Here is a 13,842-nt window from a genome sequence, read left to right on the forward strand (position 1 = left end):
CCATGCCCGTCCGACGAGGAGTTGGTCAACCGTGACCGCCGGACTCACCATCGACCAGTTGGCCGAGAAGCACTCCGCCACGCTCGACACGGCCCTCGACGTCATCCGCACCCGCGCCTACTGGTCCCCGCACCCCGAGCACCCCAAGGCGTACGGCCCCGACCAGGACGGCGGCCTGGACGCCGCCGCGGGTCAGGCGGCCTTCGACGCCCTCCGGGACCGGCGCTTCGAGCTCGACCAGCCCGGCACGGACGGCTGGACGGGCTCCGAGGTCTCCCCCTACGGCCCGCGGCTCGGCATCGAGTACCCCCACGCCGACCTCTCCGTACTGCTCCCGGCCATGCGGTCCGCGATGCGCCCCTGGCGCGACGCGGGCCCCCGCCACCGGGCGCTGGTGTGCCTGGAGATCCTCAAGCGGATCAGCGCCCGGACGCACGAGATGGCGCACGCGGTCATGCACACCAGCGGCCAGGCGTTCATGATGGCGTTCCAGGCCGGCGGCCCGCACGCCCAGGACCGCGGCCTGGAGGCCGTCGCCTACGCGTACGCCGCGCAGGCCGAGGCGGAGCGGACGGCCGAGTGGGTCAAGCCGCAGGGCAAACGCGACCCGCTGAAACTGGCCAAGGAGTTCACCGCGGTGCCGCGCGGCATCGCCCTCGTCATCGGCTGCAACACCTTCCCCACCTGGAACGGTTACCCCGGCCTCTTCGCCTCGCTCGCCACCGGCAACCCCGTCCTGGTCAAGCCCCACCCCCGCGCGGTGCTGCCGCTCGCGCTGACCGTGCGCGTGGCGCGCGAGGTGCTGCGCGAGGCCGGCTTCTCCCCCGACCTCGTCGCGCTGGCCGCCGAGCGGGACGGCGAGGGCATCGCCAAGTCGCTGGCCGTCCACCCGGACGTCCGGATCATCGACTACACCGGCTCCACGGCGTTCGGCGACTGGCTGGAGACCAACGCCAGGCAGGCCCAGGTCTTCACGGAGAAGGCCGGCGTCAACACCGTGATCCTCGACTCCACCGACGACTACAAGGGGATGCTGTCCAACCTGGCCTTCTCGCTCTCCCTCTACAGCGGCCAGATGTGCACCACCCCGCAGAACCTGCTGATCCCGCGCGGCGGCATCGGCACGGACGCCGGCCACAAGACGTACGACGAGGTGGTGGCCGACCTGGCGGAGGCCGTCGGCAAGCTCCTGGGCGACGACGCCCGGGCCAACGCCCTCCTCGGTGCCATCGTCAACGACCAGGTCAAGGAGCGGATCGAGGCGGCCGGCCGGCTCGGCGAGGTGGCGCTCGCCTCCCGCGCGGTGGCCAACCCCGACTTCCCCGACGCCACCGTCCGCACCCCGGTGATCGTCAAGCTCGACGGCGCCAAGCCGGACGCCGAGGCCGCCTACTTCTCCGAGTGCTTCGGCCCGGTGTCGTTCGCGGTGGCCGTGGACTCCACGGCGGAGGCGGTGGAACTGCTGCGCCGCACGGTGCGGGAGAAGGGCGCGATGACCGTCGGCGCCTACACCACCTCCGCGGAGGCGGAGCGGTTGATCGAGGAGGCGTGCCTGGAGGAGTGCGCACAGCTCTCGCTGAACCTCACCGGCGGCGTCTACGTCAACCAGACCGCCGCGTTCTCCGACTACCACGGCTCGGGCGGCAACCCGGCGGCCAACGCGGCGCTGTGCGACGCGGCGTTCGTGGCGAGCCGGTTCCGCACGGTGGAGGTGCGCCGCCAGGCGTAATACGGCGGTCGGTCCGGGGGCGGGCCTGACCCGTCAGCCCGCCGCCTTCGGCCCGCCCCAGTGGAACAGCGCCATCCCGACGCTCGTGGCGAGGTTGTAGCTCGACACCTGCGGGCGCATCGGCAGCGAGACCAGCCGGTCCGCCCGCGCCCGCACCTCGTCCGAGATGCCGTGGCGTTCGGATCCGAAGGCGAGGACGGCGTCGTCCGGCAGGACGACGGACCGGATGTCCTCGCCCTCCGGGTCCAGTGCGAACAGCGGCCCCGGGGGCAGGCCGTCGGTCTCCACCCGCTCCACGGCCGTGGCGTAGTGCAGCCCCGCGCCCGCACGGACGGCGTTCTGGTGCCACGGGTCGAGGTCCCCGGTGGTGACGACGCCGGTCGCGCCGAAACCGGCGGCCAGCCGGACGACCGCGCCCACGTTCCCGAGGTTGCGCGGGTTGTCGAGGAGCACGACGGGCGCGGGGCGGGGGCGGCGGGCCAGCGCGGCGAGGTTGTCCTCGCGGGCCGGCCGGGCGGCCAGCGCGGCGACCTCGGTGGTGTGGCCCCGGGGCACCAGCCCGCGCAGGGCGTCCCGGTCCACCTCCGTCAGCAGCCCGCGCAGCACCTCGGTCACGTCGTCGGCGAGCCGGTCCGCGAGCGCCAGGACGGCGGCGGCGTCGGTGGTGAGCACGGGACCGACCCGGGCCCCGAAGCGCAGGGCGTGCTTGATGGCGTGGAATCCGTCGAGCAGCACGGCGCCGGGGGCCAGCTCGCCCCACTGCCGCACGGCGATACCGGTCGCGTCCTCGGTCATGGGCTCAGCCTACGGCGCTGACCTGGGGGGGTCGTGGAACGGAGACCGGCAGACCGGCGGCGTACGGAGCCCGCTCGCCGTCGCTCAGCCGGTCTTCGAACGAACCTCGGCCGCCTCGTCTCCCACCGTGGCCTCAGGGATCCGGTCGGCTGCCTTCCGGTTCCACTGGGCCGGAATCTCGCGCCGATTGAAGCGGACGAGCAGGCTCCAGGCCCGGGACGCCGTCCGCCCCACCGCGCCGCCCACGCGCACCAGGAAGGTGGTCGGCAGGAACACGGCGTCCGCGACGATCATCACCAGGGAGAAGAAAGGCAGCCCCAACAGGACCGCGATCCCCAGGTGCTCCGCGATCATCACCACCACCAGGGCGTTCTTCACCCGGCGGTTGATCAGCGTGAGGGGGAAGGCCGCCTGGACCGCCACCGTCCCGTAGCTGAGCAGCAGTACGACGACGCCACTGGCGGCCAGCGCGTGCGACAGGCCCGGCCAGGGGGAGAAGTAGTCGAGGTGCAGGGGGTAGTAGAGGGCGGTGCCGTCCTGCCAGAGCGAGCCCTGCACCTTGTACCAGCCGGCCGCTCCGTAGATCAGGCAGACCTCGGCGAGTATCACCAGCAGGGCGGCGTTGTGCACCAGGTGCCCGAACGCGGCCATCACGGCACGCGGTTCGGTGCCGCCGTACCGCCGCACGGCCCACCAGAGCCCGTGCCCGCACCACAGGGACCACAGCACCGTGGCCCAGCCGATGCCGGGGACCGGCCCGTGCGCCGCCCAGGCGAGCCGGGTGCCGGCGTCCGTCGTCGCCAGGGCCAGCGCGAGGCCGCAGAGCGTCCACAGCACGACCCCGGTGACGTCCCGGTCCCGGCCGGGCTCCGGTGCCGTGTCCGGCCGGGCGGCCGGCCGGCGCCGGGCCCGCCGGGCGTCGAGCGACCACACCTGGCCGCAGCGGGTGAACACCGTATAGATGGCCATCAGGTGCAGGACGTTGTCCCCGCCGTCGCCGACGAAGACGCTGCGGTTCTGCAGTGAGAGCAGGCCGATCATGTAGAGGACCGACATGGTCCTGGTCCGCCAGCCGAGCATGAGCAGGAAGGCCGAGACCATCGCCATGAGGTAGACCAGCTCGAACCACCAGCCGCTGTCGGACCACACGAGCACCGTGAAGGCGCCGTTGTCGTCCGTCAGCCGCCGGGCGAGGTCCCGGCTCCAGGCCGCGTCCGGGCCGTACAGCTCGTGGCGGTTGACCCACTCGCGGGCCAGGAAGAACAGCCAGGTGAAGGAGAACCCGATCCGGATGAGGGCGGTCTGGTACGGGCCGAGCGAGCGGCCCGTGACCCGGGCGTAGGCGTTCGACCAGGCGGTACGTACGGAGGAGACGTTCACCAGGCCCGCACCGCCTTCAGGTCCTCGGCGCCGACCGTCCACCAGGCCAGCTCACGCAGGACGGGATCGCCGGTCTGGCCCTTGCTCCAGGGCGGCGGTGCGACGTTCGAGGTCACCGAGCGGAGCTGGACGCGCTCCAGGTCGCCCGCGTCGCGGTCGAGGACGATCCGGGAGACGGCCAGCCGGCGCAGGTACTCCTCGGCGAGCGGGCTCCGCTTCCCCAGCGGCCGGCCCTGGTCGTCGTGCCAGGAGAGGTAGAAGTCCCAGGCGCGGCGGAGCTGGTTCTGCCGCGCGTGGCTCGGGAGCGGGTTGTGGTGGATGGCGGCACCGTCCTGGGCGGAGAGGTCGGTCCACGGTGTGACCGTGACCTTGCCGTCCGGGGCGCGCACCTGGCCGCGGACCTGGACGTGGATGTTCTGCTGGAGCGGATTGGGCGCGAAGAACTTCCAGTTCTGCTCGAACTCGGGCAGGACGTAGTCCGCGATGGTCGAGGCGTGCTGCTTGCTGACCGTGTTCGGCGGCGCCACATGCAGAAACATCATGCCCAGGTGCACCGCCGTCACCAGGGCTACGACCAGGGCACCGAGCGCGATGACGCAGCGGGCGGGCCGGGACAGTCCGGCGGGGGCGGCCGGAGCCGCCCGTTCACCGACGCCGTCCTTCCGCTCGCGTCCGTCGTCCGTGTCCATGTACGCCCCGTTTTCCGCTCGTCGATCCGCGCGCGGACGCCTTCCGCGCACCCGAACGGTACCGACCCGACCGCGGCCGACACAGCGGCCATAAGACCTCGGTCCGGCCGGGCGGCCGCCCGCCGGGTTCCTCGACACATCGATCCATGGGCCCGCAGGAGGGCCCGGCACCCCCCTCCGCAGGGCCTCCGGGTCACTTCGGCAGCGGTTGTCCACAGCCGGTCACAGCCGGTTATCCACAGGCTTGACACCGCTCCGGAGCCACCTCACCATTGAACCGAACGATCGGTCGGTAGGTCGCCGAGCTCCACCCGGCGCCGCCGGACGCGCGTTCACGCGCTCACATCGGACGAGGGGGCAGAGGGGCATCGAGATGACCACGACCGCACCGGAAACGGTGGACACGGCGGCTCTGGAGGCGGTGTTCGACGCCGCGGTGGCGGCGGACGAGCGCATCGAGCCGCGGGACTGGATGCCCGACGCCTACCGCGCCACCCTCATCCGGCAGATAGCCCAGCACGCCCACTCCGAGATCATCGGCATGCAGCCCGAGGCCAACTGGATCACCCGGGCCCCGTCGCTGCGGCGCAAGGCCATCCTCATGGCCAAGGTGCAGGACGAGGCCGGCCACGGCCTCTACCTCTACAGCGCCGCCGAGACCCTCGGCGTCAGCCGGGACGAGCTGCTGGACAAGCTGCACGCCGGCCGCCAGCGCTACTCCTCGATCTTCAACTACCCCACGCTGACCTGGGCCGACGTCGGCGCCATCGGCTGGCTGGTGGACGGCGCGGCCATCACCAACCAGGTCCCCCTCTGCCGCTGCTCCTACGGCCCGTACGCGCGCGCCATGATCCGCGTCTGCAAGGAGGAGTCGTTCCACCAGCGCCAGGGGTACGAGCTGCTGCTCGCCCTCAGCCGCGGCACCGAGGCACAGCACGCCATGGCCCAGGACGCGGTGAACCGCTGGTGGTGGCCGTCGCTGATGATGTTCGGCCCGCCGGACGGCGAATCCCCGCACTCCGCCCAGTCCATGACCTGGAAGATCAAACGGCACTCCAACGACGAGCTGCGCCGGCGCTTCGTCGACATCTGCGTCCCGCAGGCCGAGTCCCTCGGCCTCACCCTCCCCGACCCCGACCTGCGGTGGAACGAGGAGACCGGGCACTACGACTTCGGCCCGATCGACTGGGACGAGTTCAACGAGGTCCTGCGCGGCAACGGCCCCTGCAACGAGCAGCGGCTCGCCCGCCGGCGGGAGGCCCACGAGGAGGGCGCCTGGGTACGGGAGGCCGCCGCCGCGTACGCCGCCAAGCACGCCCCCGGATCCCACTCCGGCGGCACCCCGCACAGCACCCCCGAGCGCGGGACCGCCGCGTCCGGCACCCCCGAGCACCCGGAGGCGATGGCATGACCGGCACCGACTGGCCGCTGTGGGAGGTGTTCGTCCGCAGCAGGCGCGGCCTCTCGCACACCCACGCCGGCAGCCTGCACGCCCCGGACGCGCGGATGGCCCTGCGCAACGCCCGGGACCTGTACACCCGACGGTCCGAGGGCGTCTCGATCTGGGTCGTGCCCTCCGACGCCATCACCGCCTCCTCACCGGACGAGAAGGACCCCTTCTTCGAGCCGGCCGGCGACAAGGCGTACCGCCATCCGACGTTCTACGAGATCCCCGAGGGGGTGCGGCACCTGTGACCCCCACGACCACCCGTGCCTCCGCCGACCCCGTGCCCGTCACGGCCGCCCTCGCGCTCGGCGACGACGCCCTGGTCCTCGCGCACCGACTGGGGGAGTGGGCGGGCCGCGCCCCCGTCCTGGAGGAGGAGGTCGCGCTCGCCAACATCGCCCTCGACCTGCTCGGCCAGGCCCGCACCCTGCTCTCGCTCGTCGGCGACGAGGACGAACTGGCCTACCTGCGCGAGGAGCGCGCCTTCCGCAACGTCCAGCTCGTCGAGCGGCCCAACGGGGACTTCGCCCACACCATCGCCCGGCAGCTCTACTTCTCCGCCTACCAGCACCTGCTCTACACCCGGCTCGCCGAGGGCGACGGACCGTTCGCCCCGCTGGCGGCGAAGGCCGTCAAGGAGGTCGCCTACCACCTCGACCACGCCGAGCACTGGACCCTGCGGCTCGGTGACGGCACACCGGAGAGCCACGAGCGGATGCGCCGCGCGGCAGAGGCCCTGTGGCGGTACACGGGCGAGCTGTTCGAGCCCGTGGAGGGCCTGGACGGCGTCGATCCGGCCGCTTTCCGCGAGGCGTGGACGGAACGCGTCGGGGAGACCCTGCGGCAGGCCACCCTGGAGCTCCCCACCGGCCCCTCGTCGGTCACCTGGGCCGCCGGTGCCGGGCGCCAGGGCATCCACACCGAGCCCTTCGGCCGCATGCTCGCCGAGATGCAGCACCTGCACCGCAGCCACCCGGGGGCGTCATGGTGACCGGATCCCCGTCCCTGCCCCGGGCCGCCGAGAGTCTGACGCCCCTGGAGGAGCGGCTGCGCGCGCTGGCCGGCGCCGTCCCCGACCCCGAGCTGCCCGTCATCTCCCTGGAGGAGCTCGGCGTCCTGCGCGACCTGCGCGTCACCGCCCCCGGCCGGGTGGAGGTGGACCTCACCCCCACCTACACCGGCTGCCCCGCCGTCGAGGCCATGTCCGCCGACATAGAGCGCGTCCTGCACGCCGAAGGGGTAGCCGACGTCGAGGTCCGCACCGTGCTCTCGCCGCCCTGGACCACCGACGCGATCAGCGCCGAGGGCCGGCGCAAGCTCGCCGAGCACGGCGTCGCCCCGCCCCGGCCCACCGGCCCCGACGGCCCCGTCCCGGTCCGGCTCGCCATCCGCTGCCCGCACTGCGGCTCCACGGACACCACCCTGCTCAGCCGCTTCTCCTCCACCGCATGCAAGGCCCTGCGCCGCTGCGAGGCGTGCCGCGAACCGTTCGACCACTTCAAGGAGTTGCACTGATGGCAGCGGCCCGCCACGGCACCTTCCACCGCCTGCGGGTGGCGTCCGTCGACCCCCTCACCGACGACGCGGTCGCCGTGACCTTCGCCGTCCCCAAGGAGCTCCGGGACGCCTTCCGCCACGCCCCCGGGCAGCACCTGACCGTACGCCACACCGCCGAGGGCACCGAGATACGCCGTACCTACTCCGTCTGCGGGCAGGCCCCCGGCCCCGAGGGGCCCAGCGCCCTTCGGGTGGGCGTCCGGCTGGTCGACGGCGGCGCGTTCTCCACCTACGCGTTCAAGGAGCTGCGCGCGGGGGACGAGCTGGAGGTGATGACGCCGGCGGGGCGGTTCGTGCTGGAGCCCCGCCCCGGGCACTTCGCCGCGGTCGTCGGGGGCAGCGGGATCACTCCCGTCCTGTCCATGGCGACGACCCTGCTCGCCCGCGAGCCCGCGGCCCGCTTCACACTCCTGCGCAGCGACCGCACCACGGCCTCCACGATGTTCCTGGAGGAGGTCGCCGACCTGAAGGACCGCTACCCCGGCCGGCTCCAGGTCGTCCAGACCCTCTCCCGGGAGGAGCAGCAGGCCGGCCCGGCCTCCGGGCGGCTCGACGAGCGCCGGCTGACCGGTCTGCTGCCCGCGCTGCTTCCCGTCGACTCGGTCGACGGCTGGTTCCTGTGCGGACCGCACGGGCTGGTCCTGTCCGCCGAGCGTGCCCTGCACGGCCTGGGAGTGCCCCGGGAGCGCGTCCACCAGGAGATCTTCCACGTCGAGGACGGCCCGGCCGCCCCGGCGGCGGACCGGCCCGCCGCCGCGCCCACCCGTGGCACGGTCACGGCCACCCTGGACGGCCGCGGCGGCCGCTGGCCCGTCCGCGAGGGCGAATCCCTGCTGGAGGCCGTTCTGCGCAACCGCCCCGACGCGCCCTACGCCTGCAAGGGCGGCGTCTGCGGCACCTGCCGGGCGTTCCTGGTCTCCGGCGAGGTGCGCATGGACCGCAACTTCGCCCTGGAGGACGACGAACTGACGGCGGGCTACGTCCTGGCCTGCCAGTCGCGACCGGCGACGGAGGAGGTGGAGCTGGACTTCGACCGCTGAGCCGGCCGATTCCGGCACCGGCCGCCGGACTCCGAGGGGCCGCCGGACTCCGGGGCCCCAAGGCCCCGACGCCTGCCTCAGATCACCGCGCCCGGGCCCCCGCCCGACGCGACGACCGGACGGCCCGCGGCCTCCCACGCCTGCATGCCGCCGCCGACGTTCACCGCGTCCATGCCCTGCTGCACCAGATAGGCGGTGACCTGGGCCGAGCGGCCGCCCGAGCGGCAGATCACATGGATCCGGCCGGCGTCGGGCGCCTTCTCCGTGAGCTCGCCGAAGCGCGCGGTGAACTCGCTCATGGGGATGTGCAGGGCGGCCTCGGCGTGCCCGGCCTCCCACTCGTCGGCCTCGCGCACGTCCAGCAGAAAGTCGTCCGCCGCGAGCGCGCCGACCTCGACCGTGGGAACTCCGGAACCAAACATCATGCGCCCGACGCTACCCGACCGCCGGGCCCCCTGACCGCCCCGGCCGCCCCGACCGCCCCGACCGCCCCGGCCGCCCCAACCGGCCTGGGCGCTCCGGCAACCCCGGCAACCCCGACAACCCAGACCAGCCTGGCATCCCCGGCCGCCCCGACAACCCCGACCGGCCCGGCAGCCCAGCCGCCCCGACAACCCCGACCGCCCCGACAACCCCGGTGCCGCCGCCGGGCGCCGGCCCGCTACCCGACCAGCGAGGCCAGTCGGGTCTCGCGCTCGGCGATCTGCGCCAGCAGCCCGCCCGCGATCTCGTCGAGCAACCCGTCGGGGTCCTCCGGCGCCATCTTGATCATGGCGCCGATCGCCGAGGACTCCAGCTCGGCGGCCAGCTCGGCCAGCAGTTCCTTGCGCCGGGCCAGCCACTCCAGCCGCGCGTAGAGCTCCTCGGCGCGGTCCGGGCGCCGCTGCCCGGGGACGGGCCCGGCGGCCCACTCCTCGGCCAGCTCGCGCAGCCGCTGCTCGTCACCCGCCGCGTACGCCTCGTTGACCCGGACGACGAACTCCTCGCGCCGCCGGCGCTCCCCCTCCTCCGTGGCCAGGTCCGGGTGGGCCCGGCGGACGAGGTCGCGGTACGCCTTGCGGGCCGCGTCGCTGGGCCGGACGCGCTCCGGCGGCCGGACCCGCTGCCCGGTGAGCATGGCGGTCGCCTCGGGCGACAGCCCGTCGGAGTCCATCCAGCCGCCCAGCAGCTCCTCGACGTCCGGCATCGGCTGCACCAGCGCCCGCGCCTCGCGCGCCCGCCGCAGGTCGTCCGGGTCGCCGGAGCGGGCGGCCACGGCCTCGGCGATGCGCGCCTCCAGCTCGTCCAGCCGCCCGTACAGCGGGCCGAGCCGCTGGTGGTGGAGCCGGGAGAAGTTCTCCACCTCCACCCGGAACGTCTCCACCGCGATCTCGAACTCGATCAGCGCCTGCTCGGCGGCCCGCACGGCCCGCTCCAGCCGCTCGGTGCCCGGTTCGGCCGGCATGTCGGTCTCCGGATTCATCACCCGCCCAGCCTACGAGCTCCGGGCCCCCTCCCGCCTCAGACGCCGACGGCTTCCTCCATCTCCTCCTCGGCATCGGGACCGGCCCCGGAACCCGCCGCGGGCGCTCCGGACGCCGCCGCCCGGGCCCCGCGCCGACGCTCCACCGCCCATGCGGCCCCCAGCACCACGAGCCCCACGGCCAGCCAGACCAGCAGCGTGGCCACATGACCGCCCAGCCCGGAGTGGCCGAAGTAGACCAGGCTGCGGGTGCCCTCCACGAAGCCCGCGCCGTTCCAGAAGCCGTGCAGCCCGGCGAAGAAGCCGTTCTGCAACTCGGGCCGGAAGACACCGCCGGCGCTGGTGAAGTTCAGCATCACGAACAGCACCATCACCCCGAGCGTGGTCCACCGCTTGAGGAAGGTGTGCAGTCCGGTGCCGACGAAGAGCACACCCGCCGAGTACAGCCACGCCAGACCCCACAGCCCCCACAGCCCGTGGTCCACCAGGTTGAAGACGGGTCCCGCCAGCACCACGCCGATCACGCTGACCACGAGCGACGTCGCGGCGGCCAGCACCGCCCGTATCCGCAGCGCCAGCGCCCCGCCGGCCCCGCCGATCACCGCGACGGAGGCGTAGGAGCCGATGCTGAGCGCGACCAGCAGGAAGAAGATCCCCTGCCCGGTCGGGTCGCCCTCGGAGGGCGGCACCACGTCCGTCACCTTCAGCGGGGCGTTCTGCCGGGCGGCGACGGGCGTGAACACCTTCTGCACCGCCGACGCCGTGGTGTCCGAGCCGGCCGAGGCGATCAGCAGCTCCGGCGCCCGCCGGTCGGGGACGTAGGCGCCGAAGACGTCCTGGTCCTTCAGCTCCCGCACGGCCTCCGCGCGGTCGGCGACGGTGTGGACGGACAGCTTGTCGCCGGCCCGCTCCCCGATCGCGCCGGCCAGCCGCTCCGCGCTCGGCCCGGAGCCGACGACCGCCACCGGCAGTTCGTGCGGCGTCGGGTCGGCGAAGGCGCCGAGGTAGGCGAGCCCCATGCCGACGCACATCAGCAGCGGCGTGAGCAGATGGGTCAGTACATGCCGGAGCGCGGCGCGCGTCGCGGGCCTCATGGGCACCCCTCTCCAGGATGATCAAGGTAGTTGGCTTATACAACTTTCAGGTTCAGTTGTACTATACAACCAAACGGGCAGGAAGGGGCTTCCGTGGCACATCGAGCCGATCACCTCGACACCATCCAGCGCGAACTGACCGCCTTCGCGCGCCGCGCCCGCGCCGCCGCGGCCCGGCTCCACCCCGAGCTGTCCCTGGTCTCGTACACCCTGCTCGCCCACCTCCAGGACCAGCGGGGCTGCCGGGCCACCGACCTCGCCGCGCACTACCTGCTCGACAAGTCCACGGTCAGCCGACAGGTGGCGGGCCTGGAGCGGCTGGGTCTCGTCGAGCGCCGCGCCGACCCCGACGACCAGCGGGTGCAGGTCCTGCACCTCACCGATCGCGGCACCGAGGTCCTGGACCAGGTCGCGGCCAGCCGCCGCACCGCCTTCGAAAGCCGCCTCGCCGACTGGGAAGAGGCCGATCTCGCCCGCTTCGCCGGCTACCTGCTGCGCTACAACGCCTCCGGCGCGGAAGGGGATTGATCACTCACCGGCCGGGCGGCTCCGCTGAGACATACGGCACAGACCGATATGCGGCACAGGCCGGTATACGGCACAGGCCGCCCCTCCCGACGCCCCGGTGGGCATCAGGGCAAACAGAAGAACGGGCCCCGTCGTTTTCACGACGAGGCCCGTTCTCACGGTGCGCGAGGGGGGAGTTGAACCCCCACGCCCTTTCGGGCACTGGAACCTGAATCCAGCGCGTCTGCCTATTCCGCCACCCGCGCATTGGGTGTGTCTTCCGGCTTCCGCTCTCTCCCCGGACTTTCGCCCGGTTCGCGGTGCGTCCGCCTTCCGACATGCAGAACATTAGCACGCTTCCGAGGGTGCCTTCACACCCGTTGTCCACCGGCCGCCCCCCGACCGCCCCCCGTCGGTCCCCGGGGTACCGGCGGGGACCCCGCCGGTTGCGGGACACTGGCATCCGGGCGCCTCTACGATCCCCGTGGAGGATCCCGGCAGGGGTCCCGAGGGACCGCACGGAACGCGGAGGGAAACGCGGCACGGACGCGGGGGCGACACTCGTCACTCCTGGCCCCGAAGGGGAACCAGCCGTTTTCCCGGCGCGTGGATACGATCAGTAAGCAGTATCAGGAACGGCACCGGGCATCACAGGCGTCACCGAGGGAAGGAGGTGCCCCGTGGGAGTACTGAAGCGCTTCGAGCAGCGACTCGAAGGTCTCGTGAACGGCACCTTTGCCAAGGTGTTCAAGTCCGAGGTCCAGCCCGTGGAGATCGCGGGCGCACTCCAGCGGGAGTGCGACAACAACGCCACCATCTGGAACCGTGACCGCACGGTCGTTCCCAACGACTTCATCGTGGAGCTGAGCGGCCCGGACTACGAGCGGCTTAGCCCCTACTCCGGCCAGTTGGGCGACGAGCTGGCCGGCATGGTCCGCGACTACGCGAAGCAGCAGCGGTACACCTTCATGGGGACCATCCAGGTCCACCTCGAGAAGGCGGACGACCTCGACACCGGTCTGTACCGCGTCCGCAGCCGCACCCTCGCGGCCAGCGAGTCCCAGGATCAGGGCCACGGCCAGGGCCATGGGCAAGGCCCGCAGGCGTCCCACGGACACCAGGCCCCCCACGCTCCGTACGGCGGCGCCCCCCGCGGCGGCGGCCCCTCCCCCGTCACCCAGGGCGGCGGCTATCCGCAGCAGCCCGCCGGCGCCCCGCCCATGCCGTCGTCCCCGCCGCCCGGCGCGGCCCGTCCCCAGCCCCGCGCGGGCGGGCCGGGAGCCGGCGCGGCGGAGCGGACGCGGCGCTGGATCGAGATCAACGGCGCCCGGCACCAGATCTCCCGTCCGACACTGGTGCTGGGCCGCAGCACCGAGGCGGACGTCCGTATCGACGACCCCGGCGTCTCCCGCAGGCACTGCGAGATCCGGGTCGGCACCCCCGCGACCATCCAGGACCTGGGGTCGACCAACGGCATCGTCGTGGACGGGCAGCACACCACGCGCGCTACGCTCCGCGACGGCTCACGGATCGTCGTGGGCAGCACCACCATCGTTTATCGGCAAGCCGAAGGGTGAAGCGGGGGCAATGTCAGAGCTGACCCTCACGGTCATGCGGTTGGGTTTCCTCGCCGTACTGTGGCTGTTCGTCATCGTGGCCGTGCAGGTCATTCGCAGTGATCTGTTCGGTACGCGGGTGACCGCGCGCGGCTCGCGCCGCGGCGGCGACGGACGTCCGGCGCAGCGGGCGGCCCAGCAGGCGACCCCGCCGCCGCAGCGCCAGCAGTCCGGCGGGCGCAGGGGCGCGGGACGCGGCGAGAGCCGCGGCCGCCGCGGCGCGCCCACCAAGCTGGTGATCTCGGAGGGCACGCTCACCGGCACCACGGTGGCCCTGCAGGGCCAGACCATCACCCTCGGCCGCGCCCACGACTCGACGATCGTGCTGGATGACGACTACGCCTCCAGCCGGCATGCCAGGATCTATCCCGACCGCGACGGCCGCTGGATCGTCGAGGACCTCGGGTCGACCAATGGCACCTATCTCGACCGGACCCGGCTGACCACCCCGACCCCGATCCCGCTCGGCGCGCCGATCCGCATCGGCAAGACCGTCATCGAGCTGCGGAAGTAGTAGGACCATGAC

General features: G+C 73.1%; 15 protein-coding genes and 1 tRNA gene. 9 read left to right on the top strand and 7 right to left on the bottom strand.

Annotated elements, in window-relative coordinates:
• Window positions 1-31 precede the first annotated feature (31 nt).
• Entirely contained in the window at window positions 32-1,729 is a 1,698-nt protein-coding gene (gene paaN / locus J7W19_RS15770) for a phenylacetic acid degradation protein PaaN (protein ID WP_004939959.1), read from the top strand.
• 33 nt (window positions 1,730-1,762) lie between these two features.
• Here the strand turns inward: paaN and J7W19_RS15775 are convergent, their stop codons facing one another.
• The 3 genes from J7W19_RS15775 to J7W19_RS15785 form a co-directional block, all read right to left on the bottom strand.
• A complete protein-coding gene (locus J7W19_RS15775; RefSeq protein WP_004939958.1) occupies window positions 1,763-2,524 on the bottom strand; it encodes a TrmH family RNA methyltransferase in 762 nt (253 codons plus the stop codon).
• A gap of 84 nt (window positions 2,525-2,608) precedes the next feature.
• Window positions 2,609-3,904, bottom strand: a complete 1,296-nt coding sequence (locus J7W19_RS15780) for an HTTM domain-containing protein (protein ID WP_004939955.1) — start codon at window positions 3,902-3,904, stop codon at window positions 2,609-2,611.
• The gene (locus tag J7W19_RS15785) at window positions 3,901-4,593 is read right to left on the bottom strand and encodes a DUF5819 family protein (protein WP_004939954.1); all 693 of its coding nucleotides are present in this window, start codon (window positions 4,591-4,593) and stop codon (window positions 3,901-3,903) included. The genes J7W19_RS15780 and J7W19_RS15785 overlap by 4 nt, the downstream gene beginning before the upstream one ends.
• A 373-nt stretch (window positions 4,594-4,966) precedes the next feature.
• Between J7W19_RS15785 and paaA the strand changes: the two genes are divergently transcribed.
• Genes paaA through J7W19_RS15810 form a run of 5 tightly spaced genes read left to right on the top strand, consistent with a single transcriptional unit; the run spans window position 4,967 to window position 8,637 of the window.
• Window positions 4,967-6,004, top strand: coding sequence for a 1,2-phenylacetyl-CoA epoxidase subunit PaaA (gene paaA, locus J7W19_RS15790; RefSeq protein WP_004939951.1), 1,038 nt, complete (start codon window positions 4,967-4,969; stop codon window positions 6,002-6,004).
• The gene (paaB, locus tag J7W19_RS15795; RefSeq protein WP_004939950.1) at window positions 6,001-6,288 is read left to right on the top strand and encodes a 1,2-phenylacetyl-CoA epoxidase subunit PaaB; all 288 of its coding nucleotides are present in this window, start codon (window positions 6,001-6,003) and stop codon (window positions 6,286-6,288) included. The genes paaA and paaB overlap by 4 nt, the downstream gene beginning before the upstream one ends.
• Window positions 6,285-7,031 (top strand): 1,2-phenylacetyl-CoA epoxidase subunit PaaC, encoded by a 747-nt coding sequence (paaC, locus tag J7W19_RS15800; RefSeq protein ID WP_004939948.1) that lies wholly within the window; start codon window positions 6,285-6,287, stop codon window positions 7,029-7,031. Before paaB ends, paaC begins: the two co-directional genes overlap by 4 nt.
• Window positions 7,025-7,555 carry a 1,2-phenylacetyl-CoA epoxidase subunit PaaD gene (paaD, locus tag J7W19_RS15805; RefSeq protein WP_051072474.1) on the top strand — a complete coding sequence of 177 codons (531 nt, stop codon included), beginning with the start codon at window positions 7,025-7,027 and terminating at the stop codon, window positions 7,553-7,555. The genes paaC and paaD overlap by 7 nt, the downstream gene beginning before the upstream one ends.
• Complete coding sequence (locus J7W19_RS15810) at window positions 7,555-8,637, top strand: 2Fe-2S iron-sulfur cluster-binding protein (RefSeq protein ID WP_004939943.1); 1,083 nt, start codon at window positions 7,555-7,557, stop codon at window positions 8,635-8,637. Before paaD ends, J7W19_RS15810 begins: the two co-directional genes overlap by 1 nt.
• 77 nt (window positions 8,638-8,714) lie before the next feature.
• Here the strand turns inward: J7W19_RS15810 and J7W19_RS15815 are convergent, their stop codons facing one another.
• From J7W19_RS15815 to J7W19_RS15825, 3 genes are all read right to left on the bottom strand, one after another.
• Window positions 8,715-9,062 carry a rhodanese-like domain-containing protein gene (locus J7W19_RS15815; protein ID WP_004939941.1) on the bottom strand — a complete coding sequence of 116 codons (348 nt, stop codon included), beginning with the start codon at window positions 9,060-9,062 and terminating at the stop codon, window positions 8,715-8,717.
• 236 nt (window positions 9,063-9,298) lie between these two features.
• Window positions 9,299-10,099 carry a hypothetical protein gene (locus J7W19_RS15820; protein WP_004939940.1) on the bottom strand — a complete coding sequence of 267 codons (801 nt, stop codon included), beginning with the start codon at window positions 10,097-10,099 and terminating at the stop codon, window positions 9,299-9,301.
• Between the two features lie 38 nt (window positions 10,100-10,137).
• Complete coding sequence (locus tag J7W19_RS15825) at window positions 10,138-11,193, bottom strand: ABC-2 transporter permease (RefSeq protein WP_004939937.1); 1,056 nt, start codon at window positions 11,191-11,193, stop codon at window positions 10,138-10,140.
• 93 nt (window positions 11,194-11,286) lie between these two features.
• Here J7W19_RS15825 and J7W19_RS15830 point away from each other — a divergent pair, with 93 nt between their 5' ends.
• Window positions 11,287-11,721, top strand: a complete 435-nt coding sequence (locus tag J7W19_RS15830; RefSeq protein ID WP_004939933.1) for a MarR family winged helix-turn-helix transcriptional regulator — start codon at window positions 11,287-11,289, stop codon at window positions 11,719-11,721.
• A gap of 161 nt (window positions 11,722-11,882) precedes the next feature.
• On the opposite strand, the gene J7W19_RS15835 is transcribed toward J7W19_RS15830, so the two are convergent.
• Window positions 11,883-11,966, bottom strand: a tRNA-Leu gene (locus tag J7W19_RS15835).
• 414 nt (window positions 11,967-12,380) lie between these two features.
• Here J7W19_RS15835 and J7W19_RS15840 point away from each other — a divergent pair.
• Both J7W19_RS15840 and J7W19_RS15845 read left to right on the top strand, forming a co-directional pair.
• Window positions 12,381-13,277: an FhaA domain-containing protein gene (locus J7W19_RS15840; protein WP_004939931.1), complete on the top strand. Its 897-nt coding sequence runs from the start codon at window positions 12,381-12,383 to the stop codon at window positions 13,275-13,277.
• 10 nt (window positions 13,278-13,287) lie between these two features.
• Window positions 13,288-13,830, top strand: coding sequence for an FHA domain-containing protein FhaB/FipA (locus J7W19_RS15845; protein WP_004939930.1), 543 nt, complete (start codon window positions 13,288-13,290; stop codon window positions 13,828-13,830).
• Window positions 13,831-13,842: the final 12 nt, after the last annotated feature.

The sequence above is a fragment of the Streptomyces mobaraensis NBRC 13819 = DSM 40847 genome (assembly GCF_017916255.1).
In the GTDB taxonomy this organism is placed as follows: Bacteria; Actinomycetota; Actinomycetes; order Streptomycetales; family Streptomycetaceae; genus Streptomyces; species Streptomyces mobaraensis.

Bases quoted from the DNA above. Each gene is read 5' to 3' on its own strand.
- J7W19_RS15775 (WP_004939958.1), bottom strand. From the start codon at position 2,524: ATGACCGAGGACGCGACCGGTATCGCCGTGCGGCAGTGGGGCGAGCTG.
- J7W19_RS15785 (WP_004939954.1), bottom strand. From the start codon at position 4,593: ATGGACACGGACGACGGACGCGAGCGGAAGGACGGCGTCGGTGAACGG.
- paaA (WP_004939951.1), top strand. From the start codon at position 4,967: ATGACCACGACCGCACCGGAAACGGTGGACACGGCGGCTCTGGAGGCG.
- paaB (WP_004939950.1), top strand. From the start codon at position 6,001: ATGACCGGCACCGACTGGCCGCTGTGGGAGGTGTTCGTCCGCAGCAGG.
- paaD (WP_051072474.1), top strand. From the start codon at position 7,025: ATGGTGACCGGATCCCCGTCCCTGCCCCGGGCCGCCGAGAGTCTGACG.
- J7W19_RS15810 (WP_004939943.1), top strand. From the start codon at position 7,555: ATGGCAGCGGCCCGCCACGGCACCTTCCACCGCCTGCGGGTGGCGTCC.
- J7W19_RS15815 (WP_004939941.1), bottom strand. From the start codon at position 9,062: ATGATGTTTGGTTCCGGAGTTCCCACGGTCGAGGTCGGCGCGCTCGCG.
- J7W19_RS15820 (WP_004939940.1), bottom strand. From the start codon at position 10,099: ATGAATCCGGAGACCGACATGCCGGCCGAACCGGGCACCGAGCGGCTG.
- J7W19_RS15825 (WP_004939937.1), bottom strand. From the start codon at position 11,193: ATGAGGCCCGCGACGCGCGCCGCGCTCCGGCATGTACTGACCCATCTG.
- J7W19_RS15845 (WP_004939930.1), top strand. From the start codon at position 13,288: ATGTCAGAGCTGACCCTCACGGTCATGCGGTTGGGTTTCCTCGCCGTA.